The organism is Wielerella bovis, assembly GCF_022354465.1.
Lineage (GTDB): Bacteria > Pseudomonadota > Gammaproteobacteria > Burkholderiales > Neisseriaceae > Wielerella > Wielerella bovis.
The window spans coordinates 1,625,198-1,639,687 of sequence record NZ_CP092361.1 but is presented as its reverse complement, the minus strand read 5'-3'; the positions used below and the strand labels follow the sequence as shown (position 1 = coordinate 1,639,687).

The following is a 14,490-nucleotide window of genomic DNA, read 5'->3' as shown; positions in this document are numbered from 1 at the left end:
TTAACTTTCAGGCTGCCTGCAATCTATTGGCAATGCACATCGCTTATCTCATAGCGCAAATCGCCCTGTGCATGCACATCAAAAATCACGACAGCATTTGCCGCACGCAAACCGTCAAATAATGGCTCACGACAATACAAACCGTTGGCTGCCTGAATACTCATCATGCCACGACCTTTGTCTTTGATTTTCACAGTAACCAATTGATTATCAAAATGAACTGCTTCAATCTCGTGATGACCTGTAAACGCTGTTTTGGGCAACTTTTGTTGTAGCATAAACACCGCATCGCTTAACGAAACCGCATGATTGCCAATATTTTCTGCCGTTTGGCTATGGGCAGTTGTGGCGGGGGCTGCGGTGGGCGTGGTTTGCGTTTTCAGACTGCCTGAAACGGTTGGCTCGGCAACAGGCGTGGGTTTGGGTTCACTGGCTCGCCAATCCGATACGCACGTTTTGATGCCAAAAATCACCACCATTGCCACAGCCCATTTTGCCCATTTGTGCCAAGCTGGAGGTTCGTCAGTTTCATAATCATTATCGTCTGCAATGATGTCGCCAAGCTGTTCATATTGTTTATTTTTATCAATCAGATAAGTGTAATCCTGATTTTTGTGGCGCAACAAATAATCAATGACCCAAAATTGAATATGCGTAAACCGATTTTCGTCTTTTTGGGGCAATGTGCCATCGGCAATCAACGCCTGTAAGCGTTTTTGGGCAACGCTATCGCCCGCTTGCCATGCCATTTCCAAACATTGTCGCACCAATGCCAACTGCGCCCCACGCTCTTTGGGGTAGCTTTTTTCGGCTTCTTGAATGTCAAAAACAGAAATATTTCCCTTATTCATCAAATGGATAGATACAGGTAAGAAATCTTTGTTCAGTTGTTGTTCAAACAATTTGCTGGTGATTTCTGGGGCTTGCAAAACCAGTTCGGCTCGCCAACGCAAAGCACGACTGTCACCCAAATCGGCGGCGTAATTAAGCCAGCCTATGCCTTCTTCAATGCTTTGCGGGACATTTTTACCCGTCAAATACATCAATGCCAAAGCCAATGTGGCAGTGGTGTTGATTGTGCTTGGTCGTTCAGGTTCGCCGACTTGCCGTTCATTTTGTAATAATTTGGACAAAGAAGTGTTGCCGTGCGTGTGTAGAAATTGCACCAATTTTGCCGTCTGTAAAGGCGATAAATTTTGCGAAAGAGTGGTTGCTACTTTGGGCAAAGGCTTGGCGTTTGGCAAGCGTGACACATTGATTTCACGTTTTAAATCGTCCAAAAATGGGGCGAGATTGATTGTGCGTAATTGTTTGTATAAATTTTCAGGCAACTTAGACTTTGCCAAGTCTTCTGCTAATTCAGGGTCATCGGTTTGTATCTCAAAAAATTCATACCAACGGCGATATTCTTGCTGTGCTTTGTTTTGGCAGCATTTTAAAAAGCGTGTGTCATCACTTGAAATCGTTGGCGGATTGTCATCATTGGGTTTGCCAAATTGGGGCAATTCTTCGGCTTGTGGCACAACGAGTTCTTGATAATCTTGCCAAAAATGCTTGGCTTCATCGGCAGATAAATTCGCCCACATCGGCACAATTTCTTGGCTGGCACACTCAGAAATTTCCAACCATTTTTGGTAATACTCGGTGTGCGCCCAAAATTTCGCAGGCAAAATCATCACGTCATCGTTATCATCATTGATGACAATCGGAAAAATCGGCAAAGTCAGCATCGCATCAGGCAAATGCGGTCGCCACACAAACACGGTGCTCGCGTGAAGCTGGATGTATTCCACATTTGGGAAATTCAGGCTGCCTTTAAAACGGGTACTTTCATTTTTCAAATGCGTGGCGTATTGTTTTAATTGGGATGTTAAATGACTTGGCGTTTTATTTTTCAATGAAAACAAATCGCTGGCGATTTCACGCAATAAACGTGGTGGCGTACGTCCTGCTTTGTCATAAATAATCTCGGCTGGACAACTGGTCGCGTTATCTTCTTCAAAAAGCATCTTGTTGGCTTGCACCAACGCGCCCCACACCACGCGACCTTTTTGGTAAAGCGTAGGTATGGCTTTGATTTGGCTTATCAAATCATCGCCAAACAGCCATTTGGGCGGCAAAATCTGCAAATAACTTTGCCAATGTGCCGACAAATCTTGACAGGCAGCCTGCAAATCAAACGGCAAAGATTGAAACGCAGGTGGCACAACTTCGTCTGGGGCAAACGCCTGATAATCGCCTGTAATGGTAGAAAAATAGACGGATTTTTCAGGTTCATCAAATTCAGGAAATAGGCGTTCTAAAATGGCAACGAGTGGAAAATGCTGATTAATATTATCGGCACGATGATAGGTAGCAACAAAACGGTATTCGTCTATGGTGGGGAAAATGTTTTGCATTTCGGGATTTTCAGCGATGTAGCTTTCGTAAGCCTGCCAAATGGGCGCAACGCCCGCCAAACGTCCGCGCATTTCGCCACAATAAAATGCCAATAAAACCAAAAAATGGCTGTTTTCAGGCTTTCTATTGACTAAAAATGTTTCTCGGTCAAGGGTTTGGCTTTCACGAATGCGGTCTAACATGGCATCAATGCGCTTCAAACTGGCTAGGGTGTAATCCAGTTTGCAGGCTTTGATTTCGCGTTCAAACAGCCAGCCTGTTTCATCTGCTGTGCCGTTGAGAAAAGCATGGAGTGTACCCAGAACTTCGTCATTGATTTGGGCGGATTGGTAGTCCGCTAGAAAATCTTTTGAAAATATGGACATGATGATAATTGATTATAATTAAAGGGAATATGATTGGGATTATACCGTATTAGCAAGGGTTTCAGGCTGCCTGAAAAATGATTTTGGAACCGAATATGAAATTTATCCTATTGTTTGGTTTGCTTTTTCAAAAAGTCAGTGGTGGTCATTGGTGACTCTTAATTGGGATAAGCAGATTGGTAATAAAGATATTTGTCAATACTTTGCTGATTTTATTGGGTATTTTATCATAAATCGGGGTTGTAATGAAAAATCATTCTGGCTTTGGTGGAAAAGTGGGGGATTGATGTGAAGAGTTTGAGGAAGTAATGGGGGATAAGAGAAACACCATTTTCAGGATTGAAGCGGTGCTTTTTATTTTAGACCACAAAAAATACTTGTCCAGTTTTCGGTTGTTTTTGTATAAATTAACCCATAAAATAAAGCACCTTCTTTATTTTATGATGAAAAATGAAAAACTTATCTTTAACACACGAGCGAATGTACCAAGCCATTTTGGAAAAAGATACGACATTTGAAGGCATATTTTTTACGGCTGTAAAAACCACAGGCATTTTTTGTCGTCCGTCTTGTACTGCCAGAAAACCCAAAAGCGAAAATGTAGAATTTTTTGCGACCACCAAAGAATGTATTTTAAAAGGCTATCGCCCTTGCAAAGTTTGTCGTCCATTACAACATTTAGACCAAACACCTACCACAATTCAAGCCATTCTTGATGAATTTACCCAAAATCCCAGTCTAAAATTCACAGATTTTGAATTAAAACAACGAAATATTGACCCCAAATTCATTCGCCGTTGGTTTTTAAAAAATCACGGTATGACTTTTCACGCTTTTTGTCGTATGTATCGCATTAATTCTGCCTTTAAAAAAATTCAATCAGGCGAACAAATCACCCATACCGCCTTTGATTTGGGCTTTGATTCATTAAGCGGTTTTTCAGACTCTTTTAAAAAAATATTTGGCGTTTCTCCCAAACAAGGCAAAACCCAAACCCTGATTAATTTAAAAAGAATAGAAACACCGCTTGGCACAATGATGGCTTGTGCTACTGATAAAGGCATTTGTTTATTGGAATTTACCGACCGAAAAATGCTTGAAACAGAATTAAAAAATATCGCCAAACGCCAAAATGCCATTCTTATTCAGGGCGACAATCCATTTTTTGAAATTTTGGAAATGCAATTAAAAGAATATTTTGCCCAAAAACGCACCGAATTTAGTGTGCCATTGCATTTGATTGGTACGGATTTTCAACAAAAAGTTTGGCAAATTTTACAACAAATTCCTTATGGAAAAACTTATTCTTATGGACAACAAGCCAAAATTTTGGGCAACCCCAAAGCAGTTAGAGCGGTCGCCAATGCCAATGGAATGAATAGCATTGCCATATTGGTGCCTTGTCATCGTGTGATTGGTGCAAACGGTGAATTAACAGGGTATGGCGGTGGACTTTGGCGAAAACAATATTTATTGGAATTGGAAAAATCATGATGTTAGCAATAATGCAAACAAGCAGGTTTTAAGGCATTAAGCAAGCAATGGAGAATAAAATATAGTGGATTCACTAAATCAGGACAAGGCGACAGCGACTGTCGTGTACTCATAGTACATAAGGGAGCTGGCAACGCTGTACTGGTTTAGTGAATTCACTATACATCTGATTTTCAGGCAGCCTCACAGTACACGACAATTTTTTACTTGCCACAAATCCATTCCCTCCTCCGTTTATGACAGGAGGAGGGAGCGCATTCCAATCATACAAACATTTTTTGTCGTGTACTATGAGGCAGCCTGAAAAAACATTTATCATTTGAAATAATACCTACCTATCAAAACTATCAATTATTCATAATAAACCAAATCTTTTATAATGCCCCCATTTTCAGGCAGCCTGAAAAGCTGATTTCCCCTATTTTTGGAGTAATTTCTATGACTTTTTTTAATAAAGATGACATCATCAATGCGTTCCATTACCGCGCATCCACACGTTCGTATGACGGCAACAAAAAAATTCCTGCCGAAGATTTTAACTACATTTTGGAATTGGGTCGTTTAAGCCCAAGCTCGGTGGGTTCGGAGCCATGGCAATTTTTGGTTTTGCAAAACCCAGACTTGCGCCAAAAAATCAAACCCTACTGCTGGGGTATCCCAACCATGGAAACGTCCAGCCACATCGTGGTGATTTTGGCGAAGAAAAATGCCCGCTATGACACACCTTATTTTGGCGAAATCATGGACAGACGCGGTTTACAAGGCGAAGCGCGTGAAAAAGCAATGCAAGTTTATAAAAAATTCCAAACAGAAGATGCACACATTGCTGACAATGAACGCACTTTGTTTGACTGGGCAAGCAAACAAACCTACATTGCCCTTGCCAATATGATGACAGGTGCAGCGATGATTGGCGTGGACTCTTGCCCGATTGAAGGTTTCGCTTATCAAGAAGTGAACCAAATTTTGGCTGAGGCAGGTTTATTTGACCCTGCTGAATGGGGCGTGTCAGTAATGGTAACTTTTGGCTATCGTGATAAAGAAATCCGCCAAAAAGCCCGTAAAGACTTTGATGAAGTGGTGAAATTCATCGAGTAATTTTGATTTAAACACACCGCTCTTTCAAATTGGGGCGGTGTTTTTTTGGAATTTTTTTAATCATGAAAATCAAATTTTTAACTGCTATTTTAGCCAGCTGTCTGACAATGACCACTTGGGCTGACGGCATACACACAAACCCCATTAAAACCACGCCTTTAAATGACAAAGTCCATATGTTGGAAGGTCAAGGCGGTAATATTGCTGTGATTGAAAATAATGACGCTTTATATGTCGTGGACACGCAATTTGCCAATATTTATGCTGATATTAAAAGTGAAATTGGCAAAATCAGCTCAAAACCTGTGCGTTATGTCATCAATACGCACGGACACAATGACCATACCAATGGCAATGCGTCTTTTGTCAAAGATTTTAATGCGACCATTATCGCTCATCACAATACCAGCGATTTAATCACTGCTTATAATCAAAATAATGCCACGCCCAATACGCTACCGCATTTGACTTTTGATAGCTCTTTAAAATTGGCAGGCGATGAACCCATTCATTTGATGTATTTTGCTAATGCTCATACCAATGGCGATATTATTGTACATTTGCCAAAATCCAATATTATTCACGCTGGCGATATTTTATTTTTTGGGCGTTTTCCGTTTATTGATGTCAAAAATGGCGGAACGATTGACGGTATGATTCAAGGCTTAAATGGCATTATCGCCCTTGCCGATGACAATACCAAAATCATCGCAGGACACGGTAATTTGGCAAGCCGTAGCGAGCTAATCACCCATACCAAAATGCTCAATACCATTAGAAATCGAGTCGCCAAACAAAAACGCCAAGGCAAAACACTCGCCCAAATTCAAGTGTCTCGCCCCGCCAAAGAATGGGAAAGTAGCCATAATTGGAATTTTATCAATAGTGAAAAATTGGTAGAGAGTATTTATCAAAGTTTGAAATGATGGCTTAAAAACACCGTTTAAGTTTGATTTTAAACGGTGTTTTTATTTTCAGGCAGCCTGAATTTTCCCCAAAACAAACTCCACAAACACCCGCACAATCGCAGACGGATAACGCTGGGACGCATAGAGCATAAACAATTCATAATTGGGCTTGGCAAGCTCTGGCAAAATCTCCACCACACGATTGTCCTGTATCCATTCATTTGCCGTACAATCAGAAATTTGCCCAATCGCCTGCCCCTGCAAAACCATATATTCCACCGCATACGCATCATTGCTGGCAAACAAAAACGGCAAAGCGATTTTCTCTTTATTCATTTGAATGACGACTTCGTTTTCACCATTTTTTGCCCAAGTAGCAATGGGGAAATTTTTCAATTCTTTCAAAGTCTTGGGCGTACCAAAACGAGCCAATAACTCGGGGTGTGCCACCCATTTTGTGCCAAGCGTGGCGACTTTTTTGGCGATAAAATGCTCACCGTGAAGCTCGCCAATCCTAAACGCCACATCAATGCTGTCGGCACTCAAATCCAAAATGCGTTCGGTCATCGTGGCGTGAATTTGCACATTGGGGAATTTTTGTTGAAACTCGCTGACCCACGCCAGCACAGGCTCGCATTTGGGCGGAGCGGAAATCCGCAAAATGCCTTTTAAATTTTGTTCATCGTCAAACAAAACCTGCTTGGCATTCAACAAATTATCAATGGACAAATGCACTTCATCATAGAGTTTTTGCCCTGCCATTGTCGGTTTAACGCCCGATTTTTGGCGGTCAAAGAGTTGAATGTGTAAGGATTTTTCTAGCTCGGCAATTTGACGGCTGATGGTGGCAATTGGTACGCCCAGTTTTTCGGAAGTTTTGGAGAGACTGCCGTGTTTAATCACGGAGACAAATAAGGATAAGGCGTTTAGGTTCATTGTTTTGAGTGCTTGAAAATTTGGGTTATTGTAGCAGATTTGGGTTTAAATTTCCAAAAATGAAAATCACTTTCTCATTTTTCGCCATTCTTATTTTAATTTCATTGCATTAAAATACGCCCATTATTTTCACAAAAGGTCAAACCAATGAGCAAACAAATCCAATTTACAAAAACAGGTTCGCCTGATGTCTTGCAAATCGTTGATGTACAAACGCCTACCCCCAAAGCCGATGAAGTACAAATCCAAATCCACGCCATTGGCTTAAACCGTGCCGAGATGATGTACCGTGAAGGGGCGTATGTGATTGAGCCTGTGTTCCCAGCCACTTTGGGCTACGAAGGGGCGGGCGTGGTAACAGCGATTGGCGATGGCGTGAGCGAATTTGCCATTGGCGATAAGGTCAGCGTCATTCCGTCCTTTATGTTTACCGAATACGGCACTTATGGCGAAGTCGTCAATATGCCCAAACACGCCGTGGTCAAGCACCCCGACACGCTGACAATGGAGCAAGCGTCCGCCAGTTGGATGGCGTTTGTTACCGCTTATGGCGGACTGTTGGAATTTGGCAATCTGCAAAAAGGCGATGTCGTGGTGCTGGGCGGGGCAACCAGTTCGGTCGGCTTGGCGGCAATCCAAATCGCCAAAATGCAAGGGGCAACCGTCATCGCCCTGACCCGCACCCACGCCAAAGGCGATGTGCTGTTGGACAAAGGGGCGGATTTTGTGGTCGCCACAACAGAAGACGATGTAACCACCAAACTTCTTGAAATCACAAACGGCAAAGGCGTGAATGTGGTGTTTGACCCTGTGGGCGGTCAAGGGGCATCGCACATTTTTTACGCAATGGCACAAGACGGTCGCTACATCATTTACGGAGCATTAAGCCACGATGACATTGCCGTGCCTGTGTTCCCGATTTTGGGCAAACATTTGACGGTGCGGGGTTATGAACTCTTTGAAATCACCACCGTGCCTGAAAAACTCGCCAAAGCCAAACAATTTGTCTATGACGGCTTGGCAAGCGGTCAATTACGCCCAGAAATTGACAAAATCTTTGCCTTTGATGAAATGGTCAAAGCCCACGAATATATGGCAAGCAATCAACAGATTGGTAAGATTGTGGTTAAGGTTTGATTGTTTTTTAAATGAAATGGAATGCCGTTTGAACAAGTTTTTCAGACGGCATTTTGTTTTCAGGCAGCCTGAAAATTAATTTTTAAATAACCTTTCCAAAAACGAAAACCAACTTCCCAATTTTCGCCATTCAAATTTTAAAAATTAAATCTTATAATACACTCATTCCATTTAACAAAAGAGAAAAATTTATGAAAACCCTTTTAAAATCAACCGCCATTGCGTTGGCATTGTCTTTGTCTTTTGGTTCTGTGGCAACCGCCAAAACGCCCGAACAGCCTGTAAAAGTAAGCATTACAAAATCAGTCGTACAAAAAATCAAAACCCTTGACGGCTTAAATTTGCATTTACAAAAAGACATTCCAAATGCCAAGCCCAAAGCCGTTGTCGTGATTTCGCACGGTTTGGCGAGCCATTCGGGGGTGTTTGGCGATTTTGCCAAAACAATGAACAAAAATGACATTGCCGTGTATCGTTTTGACCATCGTGGACACGGCAAATCGGACGGACGAGACAGCATTCATATCAACAGCTATTTTGAAATGGTGGAAGATTTACGCCTTGTCGTGGCAAAAGCCAAGCAAGAAAACCCAAACACACCTGTTTTTGTACTCGGGCATTCTATGGGCGGACACATTTCGGCACTTTATGGCACCAAATATCCGCACGATGTGAACGGCTTTATTTTGGCGGCGGGCGTTTTGCGTTATAACACAATGAATTTTGGGCATTTGCCACGCCCCGAGCCTGCGAACAGTTTTGTGGACGGTTCGGTGTCTTTAACCACGCTCAATATCCCATTTGAAGGGGCTGGTTTATCGGTGGCTGGCGACCCGTTGATGTTGAACAAATTTTCGGTGTCTTTCCCCAACGGCTTTAAAGAAGGCATCAAATATTTAAAAGACAATGACGACAAATTTGTCGCCCCTGTGATGTTGATTAGTGGTAATAAAGACGTGTTTGTTGCCCCCAAAGATGCCATTGATTTTTATAATGAAACCAACTCGGTGGATAAAAGTTTGATTTTGTATCCAAACTTTGGGCATTTGTTAATGCTGGAAAATGGCGGACAAAAAATCAACGATGATGTGGCAGAATGGATTAACGAGCGAGTGAAATAAGCTGTTTTAATCATTTAGGAGAATTTTATGCAAAACCGCATTACCCAAATTTTGAACATCAAATATCCGATTGTCCAAGCCCCGATGTCGTGGCTGACGGACGCTCATCTGGTGGCAAGCGTGGCGGACGCTGGCGGACTGGGCTTTTTAGCCCCACACGCAGGGCAAACAAGCAATCCCACTTCCAACGAAGAAGTGTTAGAAAGAATGCGTAGCGAAATCCGCAAGGTTAAGGCTTTGACAGATAAGCCGTTTGGCGTACCGTTTATTTTGTCTTATGATTTTTCGCTCATTCCCTTAATGGTGGATTTGCTGATTGAAGAGCGTGTGCCTGTGGTGTTGGATAACGGCTATTTAGATGCCGAAATTTACGCCAAATTCAAACAGGCGGGCATTAAAATCATCTGCCGTTTGCCCAATCCCAATTTGGCAGACGCTTTAAAAGCCCAAGCGTTGGGGGCGGATATTTTGGTGCTGACGGGTTTTGATGAAGGTGGTACATTGCCAATGAAAGAAATTGGTAGTTTCTCGGTGCTTGCTGAATTTGTGGGCAAGGTGGATTTGCCAATTATGCTCGCTGGTGGCATTGCCGATAAAAAATCGGTTCAGGCTGCCTTAACTTTGGGGGCAGAAGGCGTATGGATTGGCACGGCATTTATCGCCACAACCGAATGCCGAAGTCATCAAAAAGTCAAAGAATGGATTGTGAATGCAACCGCCAATGATTTACTCTTATTCCGAACTGAGCCGTATTATTACCGCTCCTTGCCGACCACATTGGCAAAACAATGTTTTGAAATGAGTGAAGCAGGGACAACTCGTGCCGACATCGCCAAAGTGATGAATGCAGGTACAGGAATGCGTTTGGGTATGCTTGAAGGCGATTTTGAAAAAGGCTATGTGTCGGTCGGCAATGGCATTTCACAAATCCACAAAATCAAAAGCGTAAAAGAATTGATTGATGAGTTAATGGTTTGATTAAAGAACACCGTTTGGATTTGGGTTCAAGCGGTGTTTTTTTATTGGAATTTTGGAAAATGGTTTTCAGACAGCCTGAAAATATATCTTTCCATATTTGAAAACCAATTTCCCACAAATCGCCATTCTTTTACCAATTTTAAAATTTTATAATACGCTCATTCCATTTAACAAAAGAGAAAAATTTATGAAAACTCATTCAAAACCAACCCATAAACTGCTACTGGGCATTTCCAATAGCGAAAGTTACGGCTTTCACCCTGCGGCGTGGCGGTTGCCGTCTGCCCCTGACAATGCCTTTACCGACATTGATGTCATCATTAAAAAAGCCCAAATGGCGGAGCAAGGCGGTTTGGATTATATTTTTTATGGCGACAGAGTGTTTTTGCACGAAGATTTAAACGAGCGTTCGCCCTTGTTTGCCAGTATTGAACCAATGGTTTTGCTATCAGCGATTGCCCCTGCCACTAAACGCATTGGACTGGTAACATCAGCGTCCACATCGTTTAATGAACCCTACACTTTGGCAAGACAACTTCGTGCCATTGATGTCATCAGTGGTGGACGAGTGGGCTGGAATGCCATTCCCAGTTATGAGCCACAAGCCTTTGCCAATTACGGCAAGCCTGTGCCAAGTAGCGATAAAAAATACGAAAGACTGCACGAATCGGTGCAAATTACCCAAGCCTTATGGGGCAGTTGGCAAAAAGAAGCAGGCGAGCCTGACAAGGCAAGTGGGCGTTTTGCCGATATGCGATACATTCAGCCGATTAACCTGCAAGGCAAGCAAGTGGGGTCTTATGGACCTTTGCAAATTCCGCCGTCAAAGCAGGGGCAACCTGTGATTTTTATGCCCTTTGCCAGTGGTAAAAGCATTGAAGCGGCTGCCTTGTATGCCAATGCGATGGTTGCGATGCCGTCCAATATTGCAGAAGGCAAACAGCAAATTGCCATTATGAACGATATGGCAAAACAAGTGGGGCGTGAAGTCAATGAAATCAAACTGTTGGCATTTCTAAATTTGAGTTTGGGCGACACCGAAGAAGATGCCGTTGCACACCGTATGACATTGGACAGTCAAATGGGTATGGATTGGATTATGGGGCATTTGGCGGTGGTGTTGGGCATAAACCTTGACCCCAGCCAAATTGACACGCCATTAACCGAAACACAAATTGCGTCCTTACGCCCACGCTTACGCACACCCCAAAGCCATAAAGTCATTGAACTTGCCAAACAAGGCAAAACGCCACGCCAAATTTTAGCCTATGGGCTGTATGAACCGATGTTAAATTTAATTGGCAGTCCAAGCCAAGCGGTTGATATGATGCAAGAATGGCTAGAACAAGGGGCTTGTCAGGGCTTTACGCTGATTTTAAATGACAACCAGCACGATTTGCCGATTTTGATTGAGCAGGTCATTCCGATGTTAAGGGAGCGGGGATTGCGAGCCGATGATTATCTTGGCGAGACTTTGCGAGACCATTTGGGGGTAGATGAACAACTGGGGCTGGACAGTAGAATAGTTAGGAAATAAGGTTTGGGGAAACACCGTTTGGATTTGGGTTCAAGCGGTGTTTTTTTATTGGAATTTTGGAAAATGATTTTTCAGGCTGTCTGAAAATATATCTTTCCATATTTGAAAACCAACTTCCCATAAATCGCCATTCAATTATCAATTTTAAAATTTTATAATATTAGAGTGAGGAATTAGTTATCAAAAGTATAGATTATTAAGTTAATAATTTTGATTCTAAGAGAGCTAAATATGCCACTTATTGAAAGTAAGAATGTATTTTTATTTCAATAAAAATACATGCAAATACCTTACTATTCTTTTAATTTAATTAAATATTCAACCAATTCAATAATTGATGTGCTTGGATTGTCTGTGTTATTTTTTATCGCTTCTTCATTAGCTCTATGAGCATTTTTTATGGCAAATTCAAGTTTGTCATGCAATAAGATAAAGATATCCTCTTGTCCCTTTTCATAGGTTGGGATATATTTTTTAAGCTCTTTAATAACATTATCGGCAATACTATTTTTACCAGATGCCGAAAATGGCTGTGTTGTATAAACAAAATGTAATAATAACCAATACTCAAAACAAGGAACAGAACAAACTACAAAGAATGGCTTTTTGTTTTTCCCTGTTGATAATTGTTTGATTTTATTGATAGCATTCTGATATTTTGGGTGTGTATCTTTATCAAACACACAATAAACTCTATCAAAGCAATTTCTATCTTGCTTGGATTTTTCATACTCTTCAATGGCTTTATCAACGATACTCATTGGGTCAGAACCGCAATCACCTGTTATCTTAATGTTTGCAGTATCCAATTTATAAGCCGAACGCAAACCATTAAAATAAAATGGTTCTGTTTTCTCACCTTCACAAACAATCAAAACTCTATCATGATTTTTTCTTTCAGTTTTCTTGCGTTTTTCTTTGGCGGCTCGTAATTTGCGTTTTTTAAATAAATCATCACTACCCATTATTTATTGCTCCAAAATAAAATGGTCAATAAATGGCACTGCTCCATATCCGCCCGACAAATAAACATTTTCTAAATTCTCTTTACCTTTTTTGGGGCTGAAATCAGATAAAGGATACAAAATAGAAGATTGTTGTTTATTGCGTTCACAAAACCAAATTTGATCTCTACGAAACACATTTTGATTTAGAATAGAAGTTTCATGTGTTGTAAAAATAAGTTGGGCGTGTCTTGGGTTGGACTTGGGATTATGAAATAAATCAACCAAAAATTGTACTAATTTAGGGTGTAGATTTTGATTTAATTCATCAATAAATAAAATCCTGCCATTCATTAAAATATCTAAAATGGGACCAGAAAAAGCAAAGAATTTTTGTGTGCCATCTGATTCTTCATCAAAATCAAAATAAACAGGATTGCCCAAATCGTCATAATGCAACAATTCAATGCTATCAATTTGTTTGGTCCCTTTTAAGGCTTTTACCAAATGATTTTTTAACTCGGAAGGCATATCGTCGGGCAGTTTGGATTCATCAAAATCTTCAATTTGAACTTTAATATCATGAATATTAAAATCAGCAGTCCTTAGCAGGCGAATGATTTCATTTTTTTGTTCTTTGGTGCATAGTTGAGCGGTATAGCTCGGGCTTAATCCATCAACACCAATAAATGCCAATGTCTTATCAAACCAGTCAAACAAGGGTTTTAATTGCTCACTATTTAATTGCACTGCAGTAGATAAAAATAAGGCGTTATCTCTTGTAGATTCTTGCCACAAGCGTTTATTACCCAAAAATAATGAACTAAATTGCCAAGTATGGCGTTTTTCATCATTAACCCAAACCCGTTCAAACCATTTTTGTGGGCGATTTTTTGGATAGGCATAAAGCCATTCATCATAAATTTGATATTTATCTGCTGAAAAACCATACTGATAGCGGACACCATCAATGACGAAAACCACTTCAAACTCAGATGGTTCTGTGATGTTTTTTTGATTAAGTTTAAAAGGTGTTACATCAAGTTCATCGCCACGCTGCGATGTGGTTGTTACAATCTGTTCCATCAAGCGGAAAGCCTTAATGAAATTGGATTTACCACTGGCATTTGCACCATAAATGGCAACCGAGTGCAATAGATGCAAGTCCTTTGCCTTTTCAACCGAATAGGCGTTATTTGGCAACTCATCGCTGTGCGATTTGACCATACTCAAAGTTTGTCTTTCATCAAAAGACAGGCAATTTGCCACGCTAAATTCAATTAACATATATTTTCAAGCTATTTTTTGGAAAAATTTTCCATAAATTATCATAAAATTTAAAAATATTCAAGTGGTTTTGGGGTTATGTTAATTTACACACAAAAAACCGTCTTGGTTGACGATATTTTTGAAAAACAAGGCATTAGCCATAGGTTCGCAATTAGTCAATCTTTTGCAAAGGAAGTATTGTAAGAGTTGAGATGTAATTGTATTAGATTGGTTTTTGAGTAAGATAAGTCACACGCCCCTGAATGTAAGCATTTTTGTAAATTTTTACAAATTTCTTAGACA

Annotated in this window: 11 protein-coding genes; 7 read left to right on the top strand and 4 right to left on the bottom strand. The window is 40.9% G+C overall.

Translation table 11 applies throughout. The features are described from left to right. Nucleotides 1-23: 23 nt before the first annotated feature. Complete coding sequence (locus MIS45_RS07985; RefSeq protein WP_249450142.1) at nucleotides 24-2,765, bottom strand: SEL1-like repeat protein; 2,742 nt, start codon at nucleotides 2,763-2,765, stop codon at nucleotides 24-26. A gap of 450 nt (nucleotides 2,766-3,215) precedes the next feature. Between MIS45_RS07985 and MIS45_RS11365 the strand changes: the two genes are divergently transcribed. The 3 genes from MIS45_RS11365 (at nucleotide 3,216) to MIS45_RS07965 (ending at nucleotide 6,283) form a co-directional block, all read left to right on the top strand. Continuing rightward, a complete protein-coding gene (locus tag MIS45_RS11365; RefSeq protein ID WP_283397410.1) occupies nucleotides 3,216-4,259 on the top strand; it encodes a bifunctional transcriptional activator/DNA repair enzyme AdaA in 1,044 nt (347 codons plus the stop codon). A gap of 438 nt (nucleotides 4,260-4,697) precedes the next feature. Then, nucleotides 4,698-5,357: an NAD(P)H-dependent oxidoreductase gene (locus MIS45_RS07970; protein WP_249442115.1), complete on the top strand. Its 660-nt coding sequence runs from the start codon at nucleotides 4,698-4,700 to the stop codon at nucleotides 5,355-5,357. 62 nt (nucleotides 5,358-5,419) lie between these two features. Continuing rightward, the gene (locus tag MIS45_RS07965; protein ID WP_249450141.1) at nucleotides 5,420-6,283 is read left to right on the top strand and encodes an MBL fold metallo-hydrolase; all 864 of its coding nucleotides are present in this window, start codon (nucleotides 5,420-5,422) and stop codon (nucleotides 6,281-6,283) included. A 48-nt stretch (nucleotides 6,284-6,331) separates the two neighbouring features. Here MIS45_RS07965 and MIS45_RS07960 read toward each other — a convergent pair whose 3' ends face one another. Continuing rightward, nucleotides 6,332-7,201, bottom strand: a complete 870-nt coding sequence (locus MIS45_RS07960) for a LysR family transcriptional regulator (RefSeq protein WP_249450140.1) — start codon at nucleotides 7,199-7,201, stop codon at nucleotides 6,332-6,334. A gap of 147 nt (nucleotides 7,202-7,348) precedes the next feature. Between MIS45_RS07960 and MIS45_RS07955 the strand changes: the two genes are divergently transcribed. From MIS45_RS07955 to MIS45_RS07940, 4 genes are all read left to right on the top strand, one after another. Further along, nucleotides 7,349-8,338 carry a zinc-dependent alcohol dehydrogenase family protein gene (locus tag MIS45_RS07955; RefSeq protein WP_249450139.1) on the top strand — a complete coding sequence of 330 codons (990 nt, stop codon included), beginning with the start codon at nucleotides 7,349-7,351 and terminating at the stop codon, nucleotides 8,336-8,338. Between the two features lie 191 nt (nucleotides 8,339-8,529). Then, the gene (locus MIS45_RS07950; protein WP_249450138.1) at nucleotides 8,530-9,459 is read left to right on the top strand and encodes an alpha/beta hydrolase; all 930 of its coding nucleotides are present in this window, start codon (nucleotides 8,530-8,532) and stop codon (nucleotides 9,457-9,459) included. A 27-nt stretch (nucleotides 9,460-9,486) separates the two neighbouring features. After that, a complete protein-coding gene (locus tag MIS45_RS07945; RefSeq protein ID WP_249450137.1) occupies nucleotides 9,487-10,437 on the top strand; it encodes an NAD(P)H-dependent flavin oxidoreductase in 951 nt (316 codons plus the stop codon). 187 nt (nucleotides 10,438-10,624) lie between these two features. After that, nucleotides 10,625-11,974 (top strand): NtaA/DmoA family FMN-dependent monooxygenase, encoded by a 1,350-nt coding sequence (locus tag MIS45_RS07940; RefSeq protein WP_249450136.1) that lies wholly within the window; start codon nucleotides 10,625-10,627, stop codon nucleotides 11,972-11,974. 293 nt (nucleotides 11,975-12,267) lie between these two features. Here the strand turns inward: MIS45_RS07940 and MIS45_RS07935 are convergent, their stop codons facing one another. Further along, the gene (locus MIS45_RS07935; protein WP_249450135.1) at nucleotides 12,268-12,939 is read right to left on the bottom strand and encodes an RloB family protein; all 672 of its coding nucleotides are present in this window, start codon (nucleotides 12,937-12,939) and stop codon (nucleotides 12,268-12,270) included. A gap of 3 nt (nucleotides 12,940-12,942) precedes the next feature. After that, a complete protein-coding gene (locus MIS45_RS07930; RefSeq protein WP_249450134.1) occupies nucleotides 12,943-14,121 on the bottom strand; it encodes an AAA family ATPase in 1,179 nt (392 codons plus the stop codon). Nucleotides 14,122-14,490 lie beyond the last annotated feature (369 nt).

Coding starts and splice junctions, on each gene's coding strand:
- MIS45_RS07985 (WP_249450142.1), bottom strand. CDS start 2,765: ATGTCCATATTTTCAAAAGATTTTCTAGCGGACTACCAATCCGCCCAA.
- MIS45_RS11365 (WP_283397410.1), top strand. CDS start 3,216: ATGAAAAACTTATCTTTAACACACGAGCGAATGTACCAAGCCATTTTG.
- MIS45_RS07970 (WP_249442115.1), top strand. CDS start 4,698: ATGACTTTTTTTAATAAAGATGACATCATCAATGCGTTCCATTACCGC.
- MIS45_RS07965 (WP_249450141.1), top strand. CDS start 5,420: ATGAAAATCAAATTTTTAACTGCTATTTTAGCCAGCTGTCTGACAATG.
- MIS45_RS07960 (WP_249450140.1), bottom strand. CDS start 7,201: ATGAACCTAAACGCCTTATCCTTATTTGTCTCCGTGATTAAACACGGC.
- MIS45_RS07955 (WP_249450139.1), top strand. CDS start 7,349: ATGAGCAAACAAATCCAATTTACAAAAACAGGTTCGCCTGATGTCTTG.
- MIS45_RS07950 (WP_249450138.1), top strand. CDS start 8,530: ATGAAAACCCTTTTAAAATCAACCGCCATTGCGTTGGCATTGTCTTTG.
- MIS45_RS07945 (WP_249450137.1), top strand. CDS start 9,487: ATGCAAAACCGCATTACCCAAATTTTGAACATCAAATATCCGATTGTC.
- MIS45_RS07940 (WP_249450136.1), top strand. CDS start 10,625: ATGAAAACTCATTCAAAACCAACCCATAAACTGCTACTGGGCATTTCC.
- MIS45_RS07935 (WP_249450135.1), bottom strand. CDS start 12,939: ATGGGTAGTGATGATTTATTTAAAAAACGCAAATTACGAGCCGCCAAA.